This window comes from Micromonospora sp. RTGN7 (genome assembly GCF_033804645.1).
In the GTDB taxonomy this organism is placed as follows: Bacteria; Actinomycetota; Actinomycetes; order Mycobacteriales; family Micromonosporaceae; genus Micromonospora.
The window spans coordinates 72,296-87,697 of record NZ_JAPZLF010000011.1 but is presented as its reverse complement, the minus strand read 5'-3'; the positions used below and the strand labels follow the sequence as shown (position 1 = coordinate 87,697).

Below are 15,402 nucleotides of genomic sequence, written 5' to 3'. Positions count from 1 at the left end.
CGCTGGGACGATTTCCGCCGTTCAGCGGGGGATGATCAGTGACATCGCCTCGGCCCGGGACTTCGCGTCGTTCTGGAGCGTGCCGCGTACCGCCGACGTGATGGTCTTCGCCCCGGACTTCTGGATGCCGCGCATCGCCATGCACATGTGCTCGCATTCGAGCACCACCACGACGCCACGCGGGGCCAGCTTGCTCATCAACAGATCGGCGATCTGCGAGGTGAGCCGCTCCTGGACCTGGGGTCGGCGGGCGAAGACCTCGACCAACCGGGCCAGCTTGGACAGGCCGGTGATGCGGCCGTCCGGCCCGGGGATGTAGCCGACGTGCGCGCTGCCCCGGAACGGGAGCAGGTGGTGTTCGCAGAGGCTCATCACATCGATGTCCCGAACGAGCACCAACTCCTCGTGGTTGGCCTCGAAGGTGGTGCTGAGCACCTGCGCCGGGTCGACCCGCAGCCCGGCGAAGAGCTCGGCGTACGCGCGGGCGACCCGGGCCGGGGTCTTGACGAGCCCGTCGCGGTCGGGGTTCTCCCCGATCGCAATCAGGATCTCGCGTACCGCCCTCTCGATCCGGGCCAGGTCGACGGACTCCTCAACCGGGCGCCCGGTCAACTTGCCGTTGACCAGGCGCGCGGCGAGGTAGTCCAACTCGTCGGTGTCGGGCTCGGTCGACGAGGCGTCCTCCTCGCCGACCGTCGGTCCGGTGCTCAGTGCGTACCGTCCGAGTTGTTCGAGCCGGGCGTGCCGCCACCGACGGACGCACCGTCGGCTTCGGCCTGAGCCTTGAGCTTGTCCTTCTCGGTCGGGGTGAGCACCGGGGGCTCGGTGGAGGGCTGGCGCTTGCCGAAGCCGTGGTACGGAGCCATCGGCGGGCGCTTCACCACCCGACCGCAGATCCGGGCCATGTCGGCGGTGGAGAGGGTTTCCTTCTCCATCAGCTCCAGGACAATGTTGTCCAGGATGTCCCGGTATTCCACCAGGATCTCCCAGGCCTCGTCGTGGGCCAGCTCGATCAGTGCCCGCATCTCGCCGTCGATCTCGGCGGCCACGACGTCGGAGTAGTCCCGTTCGTGGCCCATGTTGCGGCCGAGGAACGGCTCGTCGCCGCTGGTGCCGTACTTGATCGCACCGAGCTTGGAGCTCATGCCGTACTGGGTGATCATCGCGCGGGCCAGCCCGGTGGCCTTCTCGATGTCGTTGCCGGCGCCGGTGGTCGGCTCGTGGAACACCAGCTCCTCGGCGGCCCGGCCGCCCAGCGCGTACGCCAGGGTGTCGACCATCTCAGCGCGGGTCTGGGTGTACTTGTCCTCGGTCGGCAGGACCAGGGTGTGGCCCAGCGAGCGACCGCGGGACAGGATCGTCACCTTGTGCACCGGTGCGGCGTGCGGCAGCGCCCAGGCGACCAGCGCGTGCCCACCCTCGTGGTACGCGGTGATCTTCTTCTCCTGGTCGCTCATCACCCGGGTCCGGCGCTGCGGACCGGCGATGACGCGGTCGATCGACTCCTCGAGGGAGTCGTTGCTGATCGCCCGCTCGTCCTTACGGGCCGTGAGCAGCGCGGACTCGTTGATCACGTTGGCCAGGTCGGCGCCGCTGAAGCCCGGGGTACGTCGGGCCACCGCGTCGAGGTCGACGTCGGGTGCGAACGGCTTGCCCTTGGCGTGCACCCGCAGGACCGCCTTGCGGCCCTCCATGTCGGGGGCGTCCACCGGGATCTGCCGGTCGAACCGGCCCGGGCGCAGCAGCGCCGGGTCGAGGATGTCCGGCCGGTTGGTGGCGGCGATCAGGATGACCCCGCCCTTGGTGTCGAAGCCGTCCATCTCGACGAGCAACTGGTTGAGGGTCTGCTCACGCTCGTCGTGACCGCCGCCCATGCCGGCACCGCGGTGGCGACCGACGGCGTCGATCTCGTCGACGAAGACGATCGCCGGGGCGTTCGTCTTGGCCTGCTCGAAGAGGTCGCGGACCCGGCTGGCGCCGACGCCGACGAACATCTCCACGAAGTCCGAGCCGGAGATCGAGTAGAACGGCACCCCGGCCTCGCCGGCGACGGCGCGGGCCAGCAGCGTCTTACCGGTGCCGGGCGGGCCGAAGAGCAGGACGCCCTTCGGGATCTTGGCGCCCAGGGCCTGGTACTTCGCCGGATTCTGCAGGAAGTCCTTGATCTCGTGCAGCTCCTCGACGGCCTCATCGGCACCCGCGACGTCCGCGAAGGTCGTCTTCGGGGTGTCCTTGGTGATCATCTTCGCTTTGGACTTGCCGAAGTTGAGCACTCGGGAGCCGCCGCCCTGCATCTGCGACATGAAGAACAGCAGCAGGAGCACGAGAAGCGCGATGGGGAGCAGATTGACCAGCAGGCTCACCCAGATGCTGTCCGACGACACCTTGGTGTCGGCCGGGCCGGTGACCCGGTTCGCCGCCTTGGCCGCGAGGACCTCGTTCCAGACCTCGCTACCGACCTCGTACGGGAACTGTGCCTCGATCCGGTCGGTGGTGGTGTCACCGAACTTGGCCTTGCTCTCCAGATCGAGTTGGAGCGTCTGCTCCTTGTCCTGGAAAACCGCCTTCTTGATCTTGGCAGTGTGAAGCTGGTCGAGCGCAACGGAAGTGTCCACGCGGTGGTAGCTAGGACCAGCGGTGAACAGCTGACTGAGCACAACGGCGCCGAGGATGACCAGGATGATCCAGACCACCGGTCGGCGGAAGAAACGCGTACGTTCCATGCTGTTGTCGAGCGCCAAGGCGCCCGCATCCTCCTGATCGACATCCTGACCGTCTGAATGGCTTGTCGCCGCCGAGGCGGCTGCCGGAGCCGCCATGCGGGCCGGCCTCGACCCCGGGGCGCGTAACTGCCGCACCGCGGTCACTCGACGGTACACCGTGCGCGCGACATGTGAGCTTGCGAGCCCTGTAGTTACGCGTAAGGCGAACCGGGTTTGCGCCGGCGGGCGGGAGTTCCACCCCCGGCCACCCGACCGCCCGGTCACGCGGGTCGAGGGGTCGGGGCGGAGAGTACGCCTCCACGCCACCGACCCCTACCGTAGTCCGATCAGCTGAGAGCGCGCTGAACGTCCGCCTGATGGGTGCCGATGCGAGTGGGCCTCGGGACCGGGTTAACTCAGGCGCGGGCGTAGACCTCGGGCTTGAGCACGCCGACGTAGGGCAGCTCGCGGTAGCGCTCGCCGAAGTCGAGGCCGTACCCGACGACGAACTCGGTCGGGATCTCGAACCCCACGTACTTCACCGGCACCTGGACCTTGACCGCGTCCGGCTTGCGGAACAGGGCGACGACCTCGACGCTGGCCGCCGACCGCGACTCCAGGTAGCGCAGCAGCCAGGAGAGGGTAAGCCCGGAGTCGACGATGTCCTCGACGACCACCACGTGCCGGCCGGCGATGTCCCGGTCCAGGTCTTTGAGTATGCGCACCACCCCGGAGGAGGTGGTGCCCTGGCCGTACGAGGAGATGGCCATGAAGTCCAGCTCGACGGGAGGGCCCTGCCGGCCGAGCGCCCGGGCGAAGTCGGCCATGAACATGACCGCGCCCTTGAGCACGCAGACAAGCAGCAGCCCGTCGACCTCGGCATAGTCCGCCGATATCTGCTTGGCCAGTTCCGCCGTCTTCTCACGGATCTGCGCCTCAGAAATGATCACGTGGTCGATGTCGGCGTCGTACCAGGAGCCGTCAGCCATGACTCCTAGCCTGCAGTACGCCGGATGCCCTCCGTCGGCGGGGCCGCCCCTTTCGGCGCAGTCCCGCCCGGATTTTCTCCGCATCGGGCGCAAATCGGGTCAGCAAATGCGAGACCGCCACCGGCGGCCGTCGTCGGTGGGCTTCCAGTCCGCCGAATCCCTGGTGTCGGCCACGTGGCCGGACGCCGAGGCGGCGACGAGGAGAAGCAGGAAGAGCAGGAGCAGCAGGATTCCCATGGCGGCGCTCGCTTTCGCGTTGTTTCGGGGGTTTTCGCCGCCGGTGCGCACCGGACTGGAATCAGTCTGCGCGCCCACCCACCCGCCGAACAGTGGCAGAAATGCCGCTGACCCTCGATTTTCTGCCACTCGTGCGGTTACCCTCGTCACATGCTCCGATCCGTCGCCGTCGTCACGCTCGACCAGGTCGCCCCGTTCGATCTCGGGGTGCTCGCCGAGGTCTTCGGCACCGACCGGAGCGCCGACGGCTTCCCCGCCTACCGGTTCACCGTCTGCACTGCCGACGGTGCCCAGGTGCGCACCTCCGCCGGGTTCCACGTCACCCCGCACGCCGACCTCGGCCCCGTCGAGGACGCCGACCTGGTCGCGGTGCCCGCACACAGCGGCGGCGCGGCCGCGCCACCCGCGGTGCTGGACGCGCTACGCCGGGCGGACGCGCGCGGTGCGTACCTGCTGAGCGTCTGCTCCGGGGCGTTCGTGCTCGGCGAGGCTGGGCTGCTCGACGACCGGGAGTGCACCACCCACTGGCGGCACGTCGACGAGTTGCAACGCCGCAACCCCCGGGCCCGGGTCCGGTGCAACTCGCTCTACGTGGCCGACAGCCACCTGCTCACCAGCGCAGGAACGGCCGCCGGCATCGACGCCTGCCTCCATCTGGTACGCCAGGAGCACGGCTCCGCCACCGCGACCCGACTGGCCCGCCGGATGGTCGTACCGCCGCACCGAGACGGCGGCCAGTCCCAGTACGTCGAGGCCCCCATCCCGAAGGCCCCCGAGGCGCCCACCCTGGAACCCGTCCTCGAATGGCTGATGGGGCACCTGGATCGGCCGGTGACGGTCGACGAGCTGGCCACCCGGGCCGAGCTGGCCCCGCGCACCTTCGCCCGGCGGTTCCGGGCCGAGACCGGCACCACCCCGCACGACTGGCTGACCAACCAGCGGGTGCTGCTGGCCCGGCGGCTGCTGGAGGAGACCGGGCTGAGCGTGGAGAGCGTGGCCGGCCGGGCTGGCTTCGGCGACGCCGCGGCCCTGCGTCACCACTTCGGCCGCCGGGTCGGCACCACCCCGCACACCTACCGGGCCACCTTCCGCGACCGCGTCACGGCAACCTGACCAAACCCGTCCCGCCGGGACGCCGGGGCGAAGATCGCGCTCGATCCAGGAGACAGTGGCGGACGGGACGTCAGGGGCTCCGTCCGGGTCGGCAACGGTGAGCCGGTCAACCGCCGGCCAGGGGCGCGACGGGAGCCGGTCAACCACCGACCGGGTCGGCGACGGTGAGCCGGCCGGCGCGGCGGACCACGCGGACGCCGCCGGGCAGGTGCGTCGGCCCCTGCCCCCGCCAGTCGGTGACCAGGGCGTCCAGCGCGGCGACGTGCCGGTGGGACAGCGCGGCGGGCGCCGCGCCCAGTTCCCGGGCCCAGGCGTGCAGCACCCGGGTCCGGACCGCCGGGGCAAGCCCGGTTAGCGCCGGCACCGCCAGCCCGCCGGCAGGGTCCCGCCCGCCCGCCGCCTGGGACAGGGCAACGGCGGCCAACTCGTCGAGGGCGGCCGTGTCGGCGGCCACCAGTCGGGCCGTCCGCGCCAAATTGTCCAGCACGGCGGGGCCGAGCGCCCGGACCAGGGCGGGGAGCACGTCGGCCCGGACGCGGGCTCGGGCGTACGAGGGGTCGACGTTGTGCGGGTCCTCCCACGGGGAGTGCCCGAGCGCGGTGCACGCCTTGCGGGTCTCCTCCCGGCTCACGTCGAGCAGGGGGCGCAGCAGCGGCACCCCGGCCAGGTCCCTCCGGGACGGCATCCCGGCCAGCCCGCGCGGGCCGGCGCCCCGGGCCAGCGCGAGCAGCACGGTCTCCGCCTGGTCGTCGCGGGTGTGCCCGGTGAGCAGCGCCGCCGCCCCGTGCCGCCGGGCCGCCTCGGCCAGCGCCTGGTAGCGGGCCTCGCGGGCGGCGGCCTCCGGGCCGCCGGGACGGCCGGCGACCTCGACGCGTACCGCCTCGGCCGGCGTGAACCCGGCGGCAGCGGCCCAGGCCGCGACGTCGGCGGCCCGCCGGTCGGAGCCGGCCTGGAGGGCGTGGTCGACGGTGACGAGGCCGGCCCGGCGGCCGAGCCGGGGCGCGACGAACGCGGTGGCGGCGGCCAGGGCGAGCGAGTCGGCCCCGCCCGAGCAGGCGACCAGCACCGGCCCGTCGTCGGCCAGCCCGGTCAGCGCGCGGCGGACGGCGAGCCGGACCGCCGCGACCGGCGGGGCGAGCGCGGCCATCGTCGTACGGTCAGCCGACGGCCGGGCTGGCGCCGGCAGGCCCGTGCACCCGGGCGACCCAGGCGTCCGGGTCGCCCAGTTCCTCCAGCCGGGGCAGGGTCAGCGGGGAGTCGAAGATCTTGTTGAAGCCGTCCATGCCGACCCGCTCGACGACGCCATGGACGAACCTGCGGCCCTCGGCGTACTGGCGCATCTTGACGTCGAGGCCGAGCAGCCGGCGGACCGCCTTCTCCAACGGGTTGCCCGTCTCCCGGCGCTGGTTGAACCCCGCGCGGATCCGCTCGACGCTGGGGATGACCTGCGGGCCGACGCCGTCCATCACGAACTCGGCGTGCCCCTCAAGCAGGGTCATCAGCGCGGTGAGCCGGTCCAGCACGGCCCGCTGGGCGGGGGTCTGCACGATGTCCAGCACGCTGGTGCGGCTCTCCGGGTCCTTCACCGCATCGGAGAGGGTGGCCACACCCCGGCGCAGGCGCTCCAGCAGGTGCTCGCTGCCCTGCGAGGCGTCCACGAACGCCTGCACCTCGCCGAGGAAGTATGCCCGCATCCACGGCACCGCCGTGAACTGCGTCCGGTGGGTCACCTCGTGCAGGCACACCCAGAGCCGGAAGTCGCGCGGGTCGGCCTGCAGCTTCCGCTCCACCTCGACGATGTTGGGCGCGACCAGCACCAACTGGCCGGGGTCGGCGGAGAAGACCTCGTACTGGCCGAGGACCCGGCCGGAGAGGTAGGCCAGCACGATGCCGGCCTGGACGCCGGTGACCCGGGAGCCGATCGCCTCGGTGATCGGGCCCGGCCGTTTGTCGCCGGAGAGCCGGTCGACCAGGGGGGTGATCACCTCGCGCAGGCCGGCGATGTTGGTCGCCGCCCAGTCCCGCCGGTCCACCACCCGCACCGGTGGATGCGCCACCCGCGAGCGGAGCCCGGTGTAGTCGGCCACGTGCCCGGCCGCCTCGTCGGTCAGTCGCCGCAGCTCGGAGACCACCTCGGTGGCCTCGGCGTACGACGCCCGGGGTCCCGCCTTACCCAGTGCCCCCGCGGTCGCGACGGCCAGATCCCAGTCCACGAACTGCGCCATGCCCCCACCGTACCCGCGCCGGAACACCCCCACCTTTCGGTGATCGAAGGACACCACGCCACAAAAGCCCCGGCGGGATCAACCGCAGCCGCATCGGGCCAGCGCGGAGGTGATCCGGTCGAGGGCACGGCGGGTGTCGTCGAGCGAGTCTGCCGGGGCCTGGTCGGCGAGCAGGGCGAAGGTGAGCAGCCGACCGTCGGCGGTGGTGACCAGCCCGGCGATGGCGTGCACCCGGGTCAGCGTGCCGGTCTTGGCCCGGACCACGCCCGCCCCGGCCGCCGTGGCCGGCACCTGGTACCGCCCGTCGAGGGTGCCCGACCAGGCGGCGACCGGGAGGCCGCCGAAGATGGCGGCCAGTTCCGGGTGCGTGCCGTCGCCGGCGAGCGTGATGAGGTCGGTCAGCAGGGAGGGGCTGATCCGGTTGCTCCGAGACAGCCCGCTGCCGTCGGCGAGGGTGATCTCGTCGGCCGCCAGACCCAGCTCGCCGATGACGATGTCCATCGCCGCCGCCCCGCCGACGAAGGAAGCCGGTTGTTCGCGGGCCAGCGCGACCTGCCGGGCCAGCGCCTCGGCTATCACATTGTCACTGCTGGTGATCATGATGTTGACGAGCCGGATCACCGGCAGCGACTCGACCTTGCCCAACTCGGTGCCGGGGGCGGGGGCCGCGCCGGTGGCGTCCGCACCGGTCGCCGGGGCGGTGCCCCGCTTCACCTCGGCGGCGCTTCCGGAGAGCCCGAGCAGTCCGGCGAAGGCGCGGCCGGCCGCCAGGTCCGGTTGGGGGGCCCGCTCCGCCCAGCCGTGGCCGGCGTCGAAGTTCCTCTTCGCGGTCCGCGGGTCCCGGCGTGCGCCGTCGGTCATCAGGGCGCTGATCGCTGCCCCGAACCCGCCGGTGGGGATGTCCGAGTCCCAGCCCGGCTCGTACACGGGGCCTCCGAAGAGCGAGGAGTCGACGGTGACCTTGGACGGCACGGTGCCACCGAGCACCTGCTTCACCTGCTTCGCGAGGTCGTCGAGGCGGGCCGCGTCTGGGTAGAAGCCGTTTCCGCCGACCGCGAGGGTCGGGTCTCCCCCGCCGACGAGGACCACCTCGCCGGGGGTCGGGCCAGCCACCGCCCGGGTCGGGATGCGGTAGTCGGGGCCCCGGGCCGCCAGCACGGTGACTCCGGTCGCCAGTTTGGTCACCGAGGCGGGGACGGTGGCGGCGTCGCCGCCCCGGGCGAACAACGACCGGCCGGTCGTCACGTCGGCCACCGACACGTTGACCCGGCTGCCCAGCTCGGAGGCCTTCAGCAGCGGTTCGAGCGCCGCGCGCACCCCGTCGGGGGTGGGCTCCAGGGCATTGGCGTCCGGGCCGGCCAGCACCGGCACCGGTTCCGGCTCGGCGACCTCGGCGGTCGCCGGCGGGGTGGATGGGTCCGCGCCGAGCCAGCCGGCGACCGGGCCGGGCCGGACCACCGCCAGGCCCCCGCCGACGAGGGCGAACAGCAGCACCGCCGCCAGCACGGCCAGCGGGAGGCGTCGGCGGCGGGCCGGTCGGTCGCCCCCCGTCGGCGGGCCCTCAGGAGGGCCGCCCGGCCCGCCAGGCCCGGCGGAAGCGACGACCGGGATGGAAGCGGTCGGCGGGGCGGAAGCGGTCGGCGGGGCGGCCGACTCGGGAGTAGCCGCCGCGGCAACCGGGAGCCGATCGGTGCCGGGCCCCCGGCCCGGTGGCGGGCGCCGTTCGCCCGCCCTGGGAAGCACGGCCGTGGCCTCCGGGTCGAAGGCGTCGCCGTCCGGCGGTGCTGGGGCACGGGGCACGTGCGCCTCAGGCACCGGAACCCGCCCGGTCGCGCTCCCGGAGCCCGGATGTCCGGCCTTCCGCCCAGCAGGCCCCTCCGGGCGGTAGTGTGAATCTTCCCTCCTCACGACCCCCCTCCTCCCCGTGTGGAAACAGCTTTGGGTGACACTACTTCGGTCCGAACACTATGCGGCGACCGGAGCAGGCGGGTCGGCTTTCCCCTGCCCGAAAGCGGCGCCGCTGGGTTCCGTTAGCCAGCGTGGGCAAACGAGGGAGCGTGGGAGATGGATTTCGACGTCACGGTTGAGATCCCCAAGGGTCACCGCAACAAGTACGAGGTGGACCACGCGACCGGCCGGATCCGGCTGGACCGCACCCTATTCACCTCCACCCAGTACCCGGCCGACTACGGGTTCATCGAGGGCACCCTGGGTGAGGACGGCGACCCGCTGGACGCCCTCGTGCTGGTCCCCGAACCGACCTTCCCGGGCTGCCTGATCCGCTGCCGCACCATCGGCATGTTCCGGATGACCGACGAGAAGGGCGGGGACGACAAGGTCCTCTGCGTGCCCTACGAGGACCCGCGCCAGGAGCACCTGCGCGACATCCACCACCTGGGCGAGTTCGACCGCCTGGAGATCCAGCACTTCTTCGAGGTCTACAAGGACCTGGAGCCGGGCAAGTCGGTCGAGGGCGCGACCTGGGTCGGCCGGGTCGAGGCCGAGGCCGAGGTCCACAACTCGTACCGGCGTGCCAAGGAGGCCGAGGAGCGCGGCGAGTCCGCGCACTGACGACCGGCAGCCGTCGACGGGCCCGCCGAGCCGCTCAACCGAGCAGCCCACGGGCCCGTTCGTACAGGTCGAGGACCGCGCAGGCCACCGGCACCACGGAAACCACCAGCGCGGTGTCGGTCAGGTCGGCGGCCCGGCCCAGGTACGGGGAGACGGGTCGCCGGGCGTACGTGGTGCCGGCGGCGACGGCGACCAGGGCCACGACCAGCCCGCCGACGGCCAGTAGCAGCCGCCCGGTCGACCCCGGGCCCGTGGCGAGCGCCCCGCCGAGCAGGGCGAACCCGGTCAAACCGGCGGCCACCGCCGGCACCCGGTGGCGCAGCGCCACGAAGAGCCGGGAACGCAGCAGCAGCACGGCGGACGTGACCGCCACCAGTAGTCGGCCGGCCACCCCGCCCGTCGCGACGAGCACCGCCACCGCCCCGGCCGCCAACGCGGCGTGCCCGAGCAGCATCCCGGTGAGCATCTCCTCGGTGCGGGCGACCGCGGCGTGCACCCGGGCCCGGTCCGGCAGGTCCCGGGCCGCCTCGCCGCCGAGAGCCCCGTCGCCGGGCAGGGTGATCGGCGGCAGGGGCATCCGGCCCAGCCGGATGGCCAGCAGCGGCAGCGCGCCCAGCGCGAAGACCAGGGCGCAGAGCAGCACCGCCGCAGCGCCCTCGGCCGGCAGCGTCAGCCCGCCGAGGGCGGCGAGCGCGCCGGCCGCCCCGAGGGTCGCGCCGGCCACGAAGACCCGCGCCCGGCTGGCCACCCCGAGCAGGCCCAGCACCGCCACCAGCAGCAATGCCACCGCGCCGGCCAGCAACTCGGGGGCGCCGAGCCAGCGCAGCGGCGCGAACGGACCGACCGGGTCGCCGGAGCTGACCGCGAGGGCGCCGGCCATGGCGGCGTACGGCAGGGCGTAGCCGCCCAGCGTCGCGCCGGTCGCGCCGTCGCCGTACGCCCGGGAGGCGACCGTCCCGGCGAGGGTGAGCAGCAGCGCCACCGCGCCGGTGACGGGCCAGCCGGCCCGGTACCCGGGCCCGGCGGCGAGCACGGCGAGCAGCCCGACGCCAAGCGGTACGGCAGCCCCGGCCAGGGCGGCGGCACGGGTGGCGGCCGGCGACCAGGCGGCACCCCGGCGGCGAGCGCCGTCGACGATCGCCTCGATCACATCGTCGTACTCCAGCTCGGGCCACTGCGCGCGGGCCGGCACCAGGTGCAGCACCTCCCCGTCCCGGACGCCCTGGGGCAGCAGCGCCTGGGCGGTCAGCAGCACCGCGCCGTCGGTGCGGCGCAGCACCCAGCCGCCGTGCCGCTCCCCATCGTCGGCCAGCCCTTCGCCGGCGTGCCGGAGCACCTCGGGCAGCAGCTCGGCCAGCGGGACCTGCTCCGGCAGGGCGACGTCGACCCGGCGCTGGGGGGCGCTGATCGTGACACGGGCCAACCCGAAAGTCATCGGCGCTTCTCCATATCGGGGGGGTGGCGGCTGCGCGGACGACAGGACTTTACCTACCATGAGCCAGGCTCGGGTTACCGTGCGCAGCGGGGAGGGTGAGTGTCCACTGTCGTCATCAAGCGACCGCCCCGGCGGCCGGCGCCGGAGATCCCGGTGGGCGAGCTGCCCGTCGAGGCGCCGCCGGAGATCCCCGCCGTCGCCGGGGGGCGCTGGCAGCAGGCGCTGATGGTGCTGCCGATGCTGGGCGGAACGGTCGCCATGGCGATGATGTTCGGCCGGGGCGGCGGGGCGTACTCGTACGTCGTCGGCGGAATGTTCGGGCTCTCCTCCCTGGCGATGCTGGTGACCTCGTGGGGCAGTGCCTCCGGCACGCCGAAGAAGTCGGAGATGATGGCCGCCCGTCGGGAGTACCTGCGGCACCTCAGCGTGCTGCGCCGCCGGGTCCGGCAGACCGCCGGGCAGCAGCGGGCCGGCCTGCACTACCGGCACCCGGACCCGGGCCGGCTCTGGTCGACCCTGGACAGCCACCGGGTCTGGGAGCGCCGGCCGGCCGACCCGGACTTCGCCGTAGTGCGGGTGGGCGTGGGCCCGCAGACCCTGGCCACCCCGTTGCTTCCCCCGGTCACCCGGCCGCTGGATGAGCTGGAGCCGATGACCGCTGGCGCGCTGCGGCGGTTCCTCGACGCGTACTCGGTGGTGCCCGACCTGCCGGTGGCGCTGTCGCTGCGCAGCTTCGCCCGGGTCTTCGTCCGGGGCGAGCCGGCCCCGCAGGGTGCCGACGGGGGAATTCGGCCCCGCACGGGCTCGCCCGACGCCCAGGCGCTGGCCCGGGCCGTGCTCACCCAGCTCGCGGTCTTCCACGCACCGGACGAGCTGCTCGTCGCGGTCTGCGCCGGCCCCGAGCGGCGGGCGGTCTGGGAGTGGGTCAAGTGGCTGCCGCACGCCCACCACCCCACCCGCACCGACGCCATCGGCCCGGTGCGCCTGGTCACCAGCTCCGTCGCCGAGCTGGAGCGGCTCCTCAACGAGCTGCTGGCCAGCCGGTCCCGGTTCAGCCCGGCCGGCCCGGCCACCGACGGGCCGCACGTGGTGGTGGTGCTCGACGGCGGGGACCTCACCGGCGCCACCGACCTGGTCGGCGACGGCGGCATCGACGCGGTCACCGTCGTCGACCTGGACACCCCGCCGCCCCGGCTGCTCGACCGGTACGCCCTCCTGCTCGACCTGCGCGGCGGCCGGCTGCACTCGCACTCCGCCGAGGGGCACGCCGAGGTCGGCGGCGCCGACGGGTTGGCCCTCGCCGACGCGGAGGCGGTCGCCCGCCGGCTGGCCCCGCTGCGCCTGGCCACCGCCGTACGCGGGCCCGACGCCCCGGTCAACGCCGAGCTGGGCCTGCCCGAGTTGCTCGGCATCGGCGACCCGGAGGGCTTCACCGTCGAGCAGGGCTGGGCCCCCCGGTCGACCCGGGACCGGCTGCGGGTGCCGATCGGGGTGGGCACCGACGGCGGGGCGATCGAGCTGGACCTCAAGGAGTCCGCCCAGGACGGGATGGGCCCGCACGGGCTGCTGATCGGGGCCACCGGCTCCGGCAAGTCGGAGCTGCTGCGCACCCTGGTCCTCGGGCTGGCCGCCACGCACAGCTCCGAGCAGCTCAACGTCGTCCTGGTCGACTTCAAGGGCGGGGCCACCTTCGCCTCGTTCGACCGGCTGCCGCACACCGCCGCGGTGATCACCAACCTGGCCGACGCGCTGCCGCTGGTCGACCGGATGGTCGACGCGATCAACGGGGAGCTGGTCCGCCGCCAGGAGCTGCTGCGCCGGGCCGGGAACTTCGCCAGCCTGCGCGACTACGAGCGGGCCCGGGCCGCCGGCACCCCGCTGGCCCCACTGCCGTCGCTGCTGCTGGTCTGCGACGAGTTCTCCGAGCTGCTGTCGGCCAAGCCGGACTTCATCGACCTGTTCGTGCAGATCGGCCGGCTGGGCCGGTCGCTGGGGGTGCACCTGCTGCTGGCCAGCCAGCGGTTGGAGGAGGGGCGGCTGCGCGGCCTGGACACCCACCTGTCGTACCGGATCGGGTTGCGGACCTTCTCGGCGCTGGAGTCCCGGACGGTGCTCGGCGTGCCGGACGCGCACGAGCTGCCCCGCTCGCCGGGGCACGGCTACCTGCGCTTCGGCACCGAGCCGCTGATCCGCTTCCGGGCCGCGTACGTCTCCGGGGCGGCCCGCCGCCGAGGTGGCGCGGCGGGGCCCGGCGGGGCCGCCACACCCCGCCTGCTCGCCTTCTCCACCCATCCGGTGCCGCTGCCGGAGCCCGCCGTCCTCGCGGGGCCGGCCGCCACCGAGGAGGTACCGGGCGCGGAGAGCCTGCTCGACGTGCTGGTGGACCGGCTGGCCGGGCAGGGGCCGCCGGCCCACCAGGTCTGGCTGCCGCCGCTGGACGCCCCACCCACCCTCGACGAGTTGCTCGGCCCGCTCGACACCGACCCGACGCGCGGGCTGACGTTCGCCAACCCGGAGCTGCACGGCGCGCTCCAGGTGCCGGTGGCCGTCGTCGACAAGCCGTTCGAGCAGCGCCGGGACCTGCTCTGGCTCACCCTCGGCGGTTCGGCCGGGCACGTCGGCGTGGTGGGCGGCCCGCAGAGCGGCAAGTCCGGCCTGCTGCGCACCCTGATCTGCGCGCTGGCGCTGACCCACACCCCGGTCGAGGCGCAGGTGTACTGCCTGGACTTCGGCGGCGGCGGGCTGGCCGCGCTGCGCGACCTGCCGCACGTCGGCGGCGTCTCCGGCCGGACCGATCCGACCGCCGTCCGACGCACCGTCGGGGAGGTGGTCACCCTGCTGGTCGACCGGGAGCGTCGCTTCGCCGAGCTGGGGGTCGAGTCGATGGCCGCGTACCGGCAGCGGCGGGCCGCCCTCGCCGCCGCCGGGCAACCGGCCACCGATCCGTTCGGCGACGTGTTCCTGGTGGTGGACGGCTGGGGCTCCCTGCGCGCCGAGTACGACGACCTGGAGCCGCTGATCACCGAACTGGCCGCGCGGGGCCTGTCGTACGGGGTACACGTGGTGGCCAGCACGATCCGCTGGACGGACTTCCGCCCGGCCGTCCGGGACCTCTTCGGCTCCCGCCTGGAGCTGCGCCTCGGCGACCCGTCCGACTCGCTGCTGGTACGCCGCGCGGTGGCGGCGGGCGTGCCGGAGAAGTCGCCCGGCCGGGGGATGACCGGGGAGAGCCTGCACTTCCTCGCCGCGCTGCCCCGGCTCTCCGGCCCGGGAGGGGAGACCACCACCCTGGTGAAGGCGGTCGCCGCGGCGTGGCCGGGGCCGACGGCGCCCCCGGTCCGGCTGCTCCCGCCGGTGCTGCCGTACGCGGAGCTGGACCTGACCGCCACGACCGGGCTGGCGCTGCCGGTCGGAATCGCCGAGGCGGACCTGCGCCCGGTGGTGCTCGACTTCGCCACCGAGCCGCACCTGCTGGTCTTCGGCGACGCCGAGTGCGGCAAGTCGTCGTTCCTGCGGGCGCTGGCCACGACCATCATCGGCCGGTTCACCCCGGACGAGGCCCGGGTGATCCTGGTGGACTACCGGCGCAGCCTGCTCGGCGCGATCGAGACGGACCACCGGATCGGCTACGGCACCGCCGCCCCCCGCACCGGCGATCTGGTCGAGGCGGCCGCCGGCTACATGCAGGACCGCCTGCCCGGCCGGGACGTCACCCCGGCGCAACTACGGGAGCGGTCGTGGTGGTCGGGGCCGGAGCTGTTCGTGCTGGTGGACGACTACGACCTGGTGGCCAGTGGGCCGGTCAACCCACTGCGGGCCCTGGAGGAGTACCTCCCCCAGGCCCGCGACATCGGCCTGCACCTGGTGCTGGCCCGCCGCGCCGGGGGCGCCACCCGCGGGTACGACCAGTTTCTTCAGCGGCTGAAGGAGCTCTCCACCCCGGGGCTGGTGATGGCCGGCAGCCCGGAGGAGGGGCCGTTGGTCGGCCAGGTCCGGCCCGGCCCGCTCCCGCCGGGGCGGGCCCGGCTGGTGACCCGGCGGGAGGGCGTCCGCCTGGTCCAGCTGGCCCACCTCCCCCCGCCGTAGTCGTCCGCGCCTGCGGTGAAAACAGCGATCTATCCCCGGATCGC

General features: G+C 73.7%; 11 protein-coding genes. 3 read left to right on the top strand and 8 right to left on the bottom strand.

The features are described from left to right. Nucleotides 1-21: 21 nt before the first annotated feature. The 4 genes from folE to SNR22_RS18050 all read right to left on the bottom strand — a co-directional run bounded on the left by folE (nt 22) and on the right by SNR22_RS18050 (nt 3,928). Complete coding sequence (folE, locus tag SNR22_RS18065) at nt 22-648, bottom strand: GTP cyclohydrolase I FolE (RefSeq protein WP_320067770.1); 627 nt, start codon at nt 646-648, stop codon at nt 22-24. 59 nt (nt 649-707) lie between these two features. Then, nucleotides 708-2,723: an ATP-dependent zinc metalloprotease FtsH gene (gene ftsH / locus SNR22_RS18060; RefSeq protein ID WP_320067769.1), complete on the bottom strand. Its 2,016-nt coding sequence runs from the start codon at nt 2,721-2,723 to the stop codon at nt 708-710. A gap of 395 nt (nt 2,724-3,118) precedes the next feature. Further along, complete coding sequence (hpt, locus tag SNR22_RS18055; protein WP_320067768.1) at nt 3,119-3,691, bottom strand: hypoxanthine phosphoribosyltransferase; 573 nt, start codon at nt 3,689-3,691, stop codon at nt 3,119-3,121. Nucleotides 3,692-3,790: 99 nt separating this feature from the next. Next, entirely contained in the window at nt 3,791-3,928 is a 138-nt protein-coding gene (locus SNR22_RS18050; RefSeq protein WP_320067767.1) for a hypothetical protein, read from the bottom strand. Between the two features lie 150 nt (nt 3,929-4,078). Here SNR22_RS18050 and SNR22_RS18045 point away from each other — a divergent pair, with 150 nt between their 5' ends. Further along, nucleotides 4,079-5,041 (top strand): GlxA family transcriptional regulator, encoded by a 963-nt coding sequence (locus SNR22_RS18045; protein ID WP_320067766.1) that lies wholly within the window; start codon nt 4,079-4,081, stop codon nt 5,039-5,041. 139 nt (nt 5,042-5,180) lie between these two features. Here SNR22_RS18045 and tilS read toward each other — a convergent pair whose 3' ends face one another. The 3 genes from tilS to dacB all read right to left on the bottom strand — a co-directional run bounded on the left by tilS (nt 5,181) and on the right by dacB (nt 8,877). Next, the gene (gene tilS / locus SNR22_RS18040) at nt 5,181-6,188 is read right to left on the bottom strand and encodes a tRNA lysidine(34) synthetase TilS (protein ID WP_320067765.1); all 1,008 of its coding nucleotides are present in this window, start codon (nt 6,186-6,188) and stop codon (nt 5,181-5,183) included. Between the two features lie 10 nt (nt 6,189-6,198). After that, nucleotides 6,199-7,266 (bottom strand): zinc-dependent metalloprotease, encoded by a 1,068-nt coding sequence (locus tag SNR22_RS18035; RefSeq protein WP_320067764.1) that lies wholly within the window; start codon nt 7,264-7,266, stop codon nt 6,199-6,201. 78 nt (nt 7,267-7,344) lie between these two features. Further along, nucleotides 7,345-8,877 carry a D-alanyl-D-alanine carboxypeptidase/D-alanyl-D-alanine-endopeptidase gene (gene dacB / locus SNR22_RS18030; RefSeq protein WP_413775659.1) on the bottom strand — a complete coding sequence of 511 codons (1,533 nt, stop codon included), beginning with the start codon at nt 8,875-8,877 and terminating at the stop codon, nt 7,345-7,347. Nucleotides 8,878-9,330: 453 nt separating this feature from the next. On the opposite strand from dacB, the gene SNR22_RS18025 reads away from it, so the two are divergent. Next, nucleotides 9,331-9,837, top strand: coding sequence for an inorganic diphosphatase (locus tag SNR22_RS18025; protein ID WP_320067763.1), 507 nt, complete (start codon nt 9,331-9,333; stop codon nt 9,835-9,837). A 34-nt stretch (nt 9,838-9,871) separates the two neighbouring features. Here the strand turns inward: SNR22_RS18025 and eccD are convergent, their stop codons facing one another. Next, nucleotides 9,872-11,272, bottom strand: coding sequence for a type VII secretion integral membrane protein EccD (gene eccD / locus SNR22_RS18020; protein ID WP_320067762.1), 1,401 nt, complete (start codon nt 11,270-11,272; stop codon nt 9,872-9,874). Between the two features lie 99 nt (nt 11,273-11,371). Between eccD and eccCa the strand changes: the two genes are divergently transcribed. After that, nucleotides 11,372-15,358, top strand: coding sequence for a type VII secretion protein EccCa (eccCa, locus tag SNR22_RS18015; RefSeq protein ID WP_320067761.1), 3,987 nt, complete (start codon nt 11,372-11,374; stop codon nt 15,356-15,358). Nucleotides 15,359-15,402: the final 44 nt, after the last annotated feature.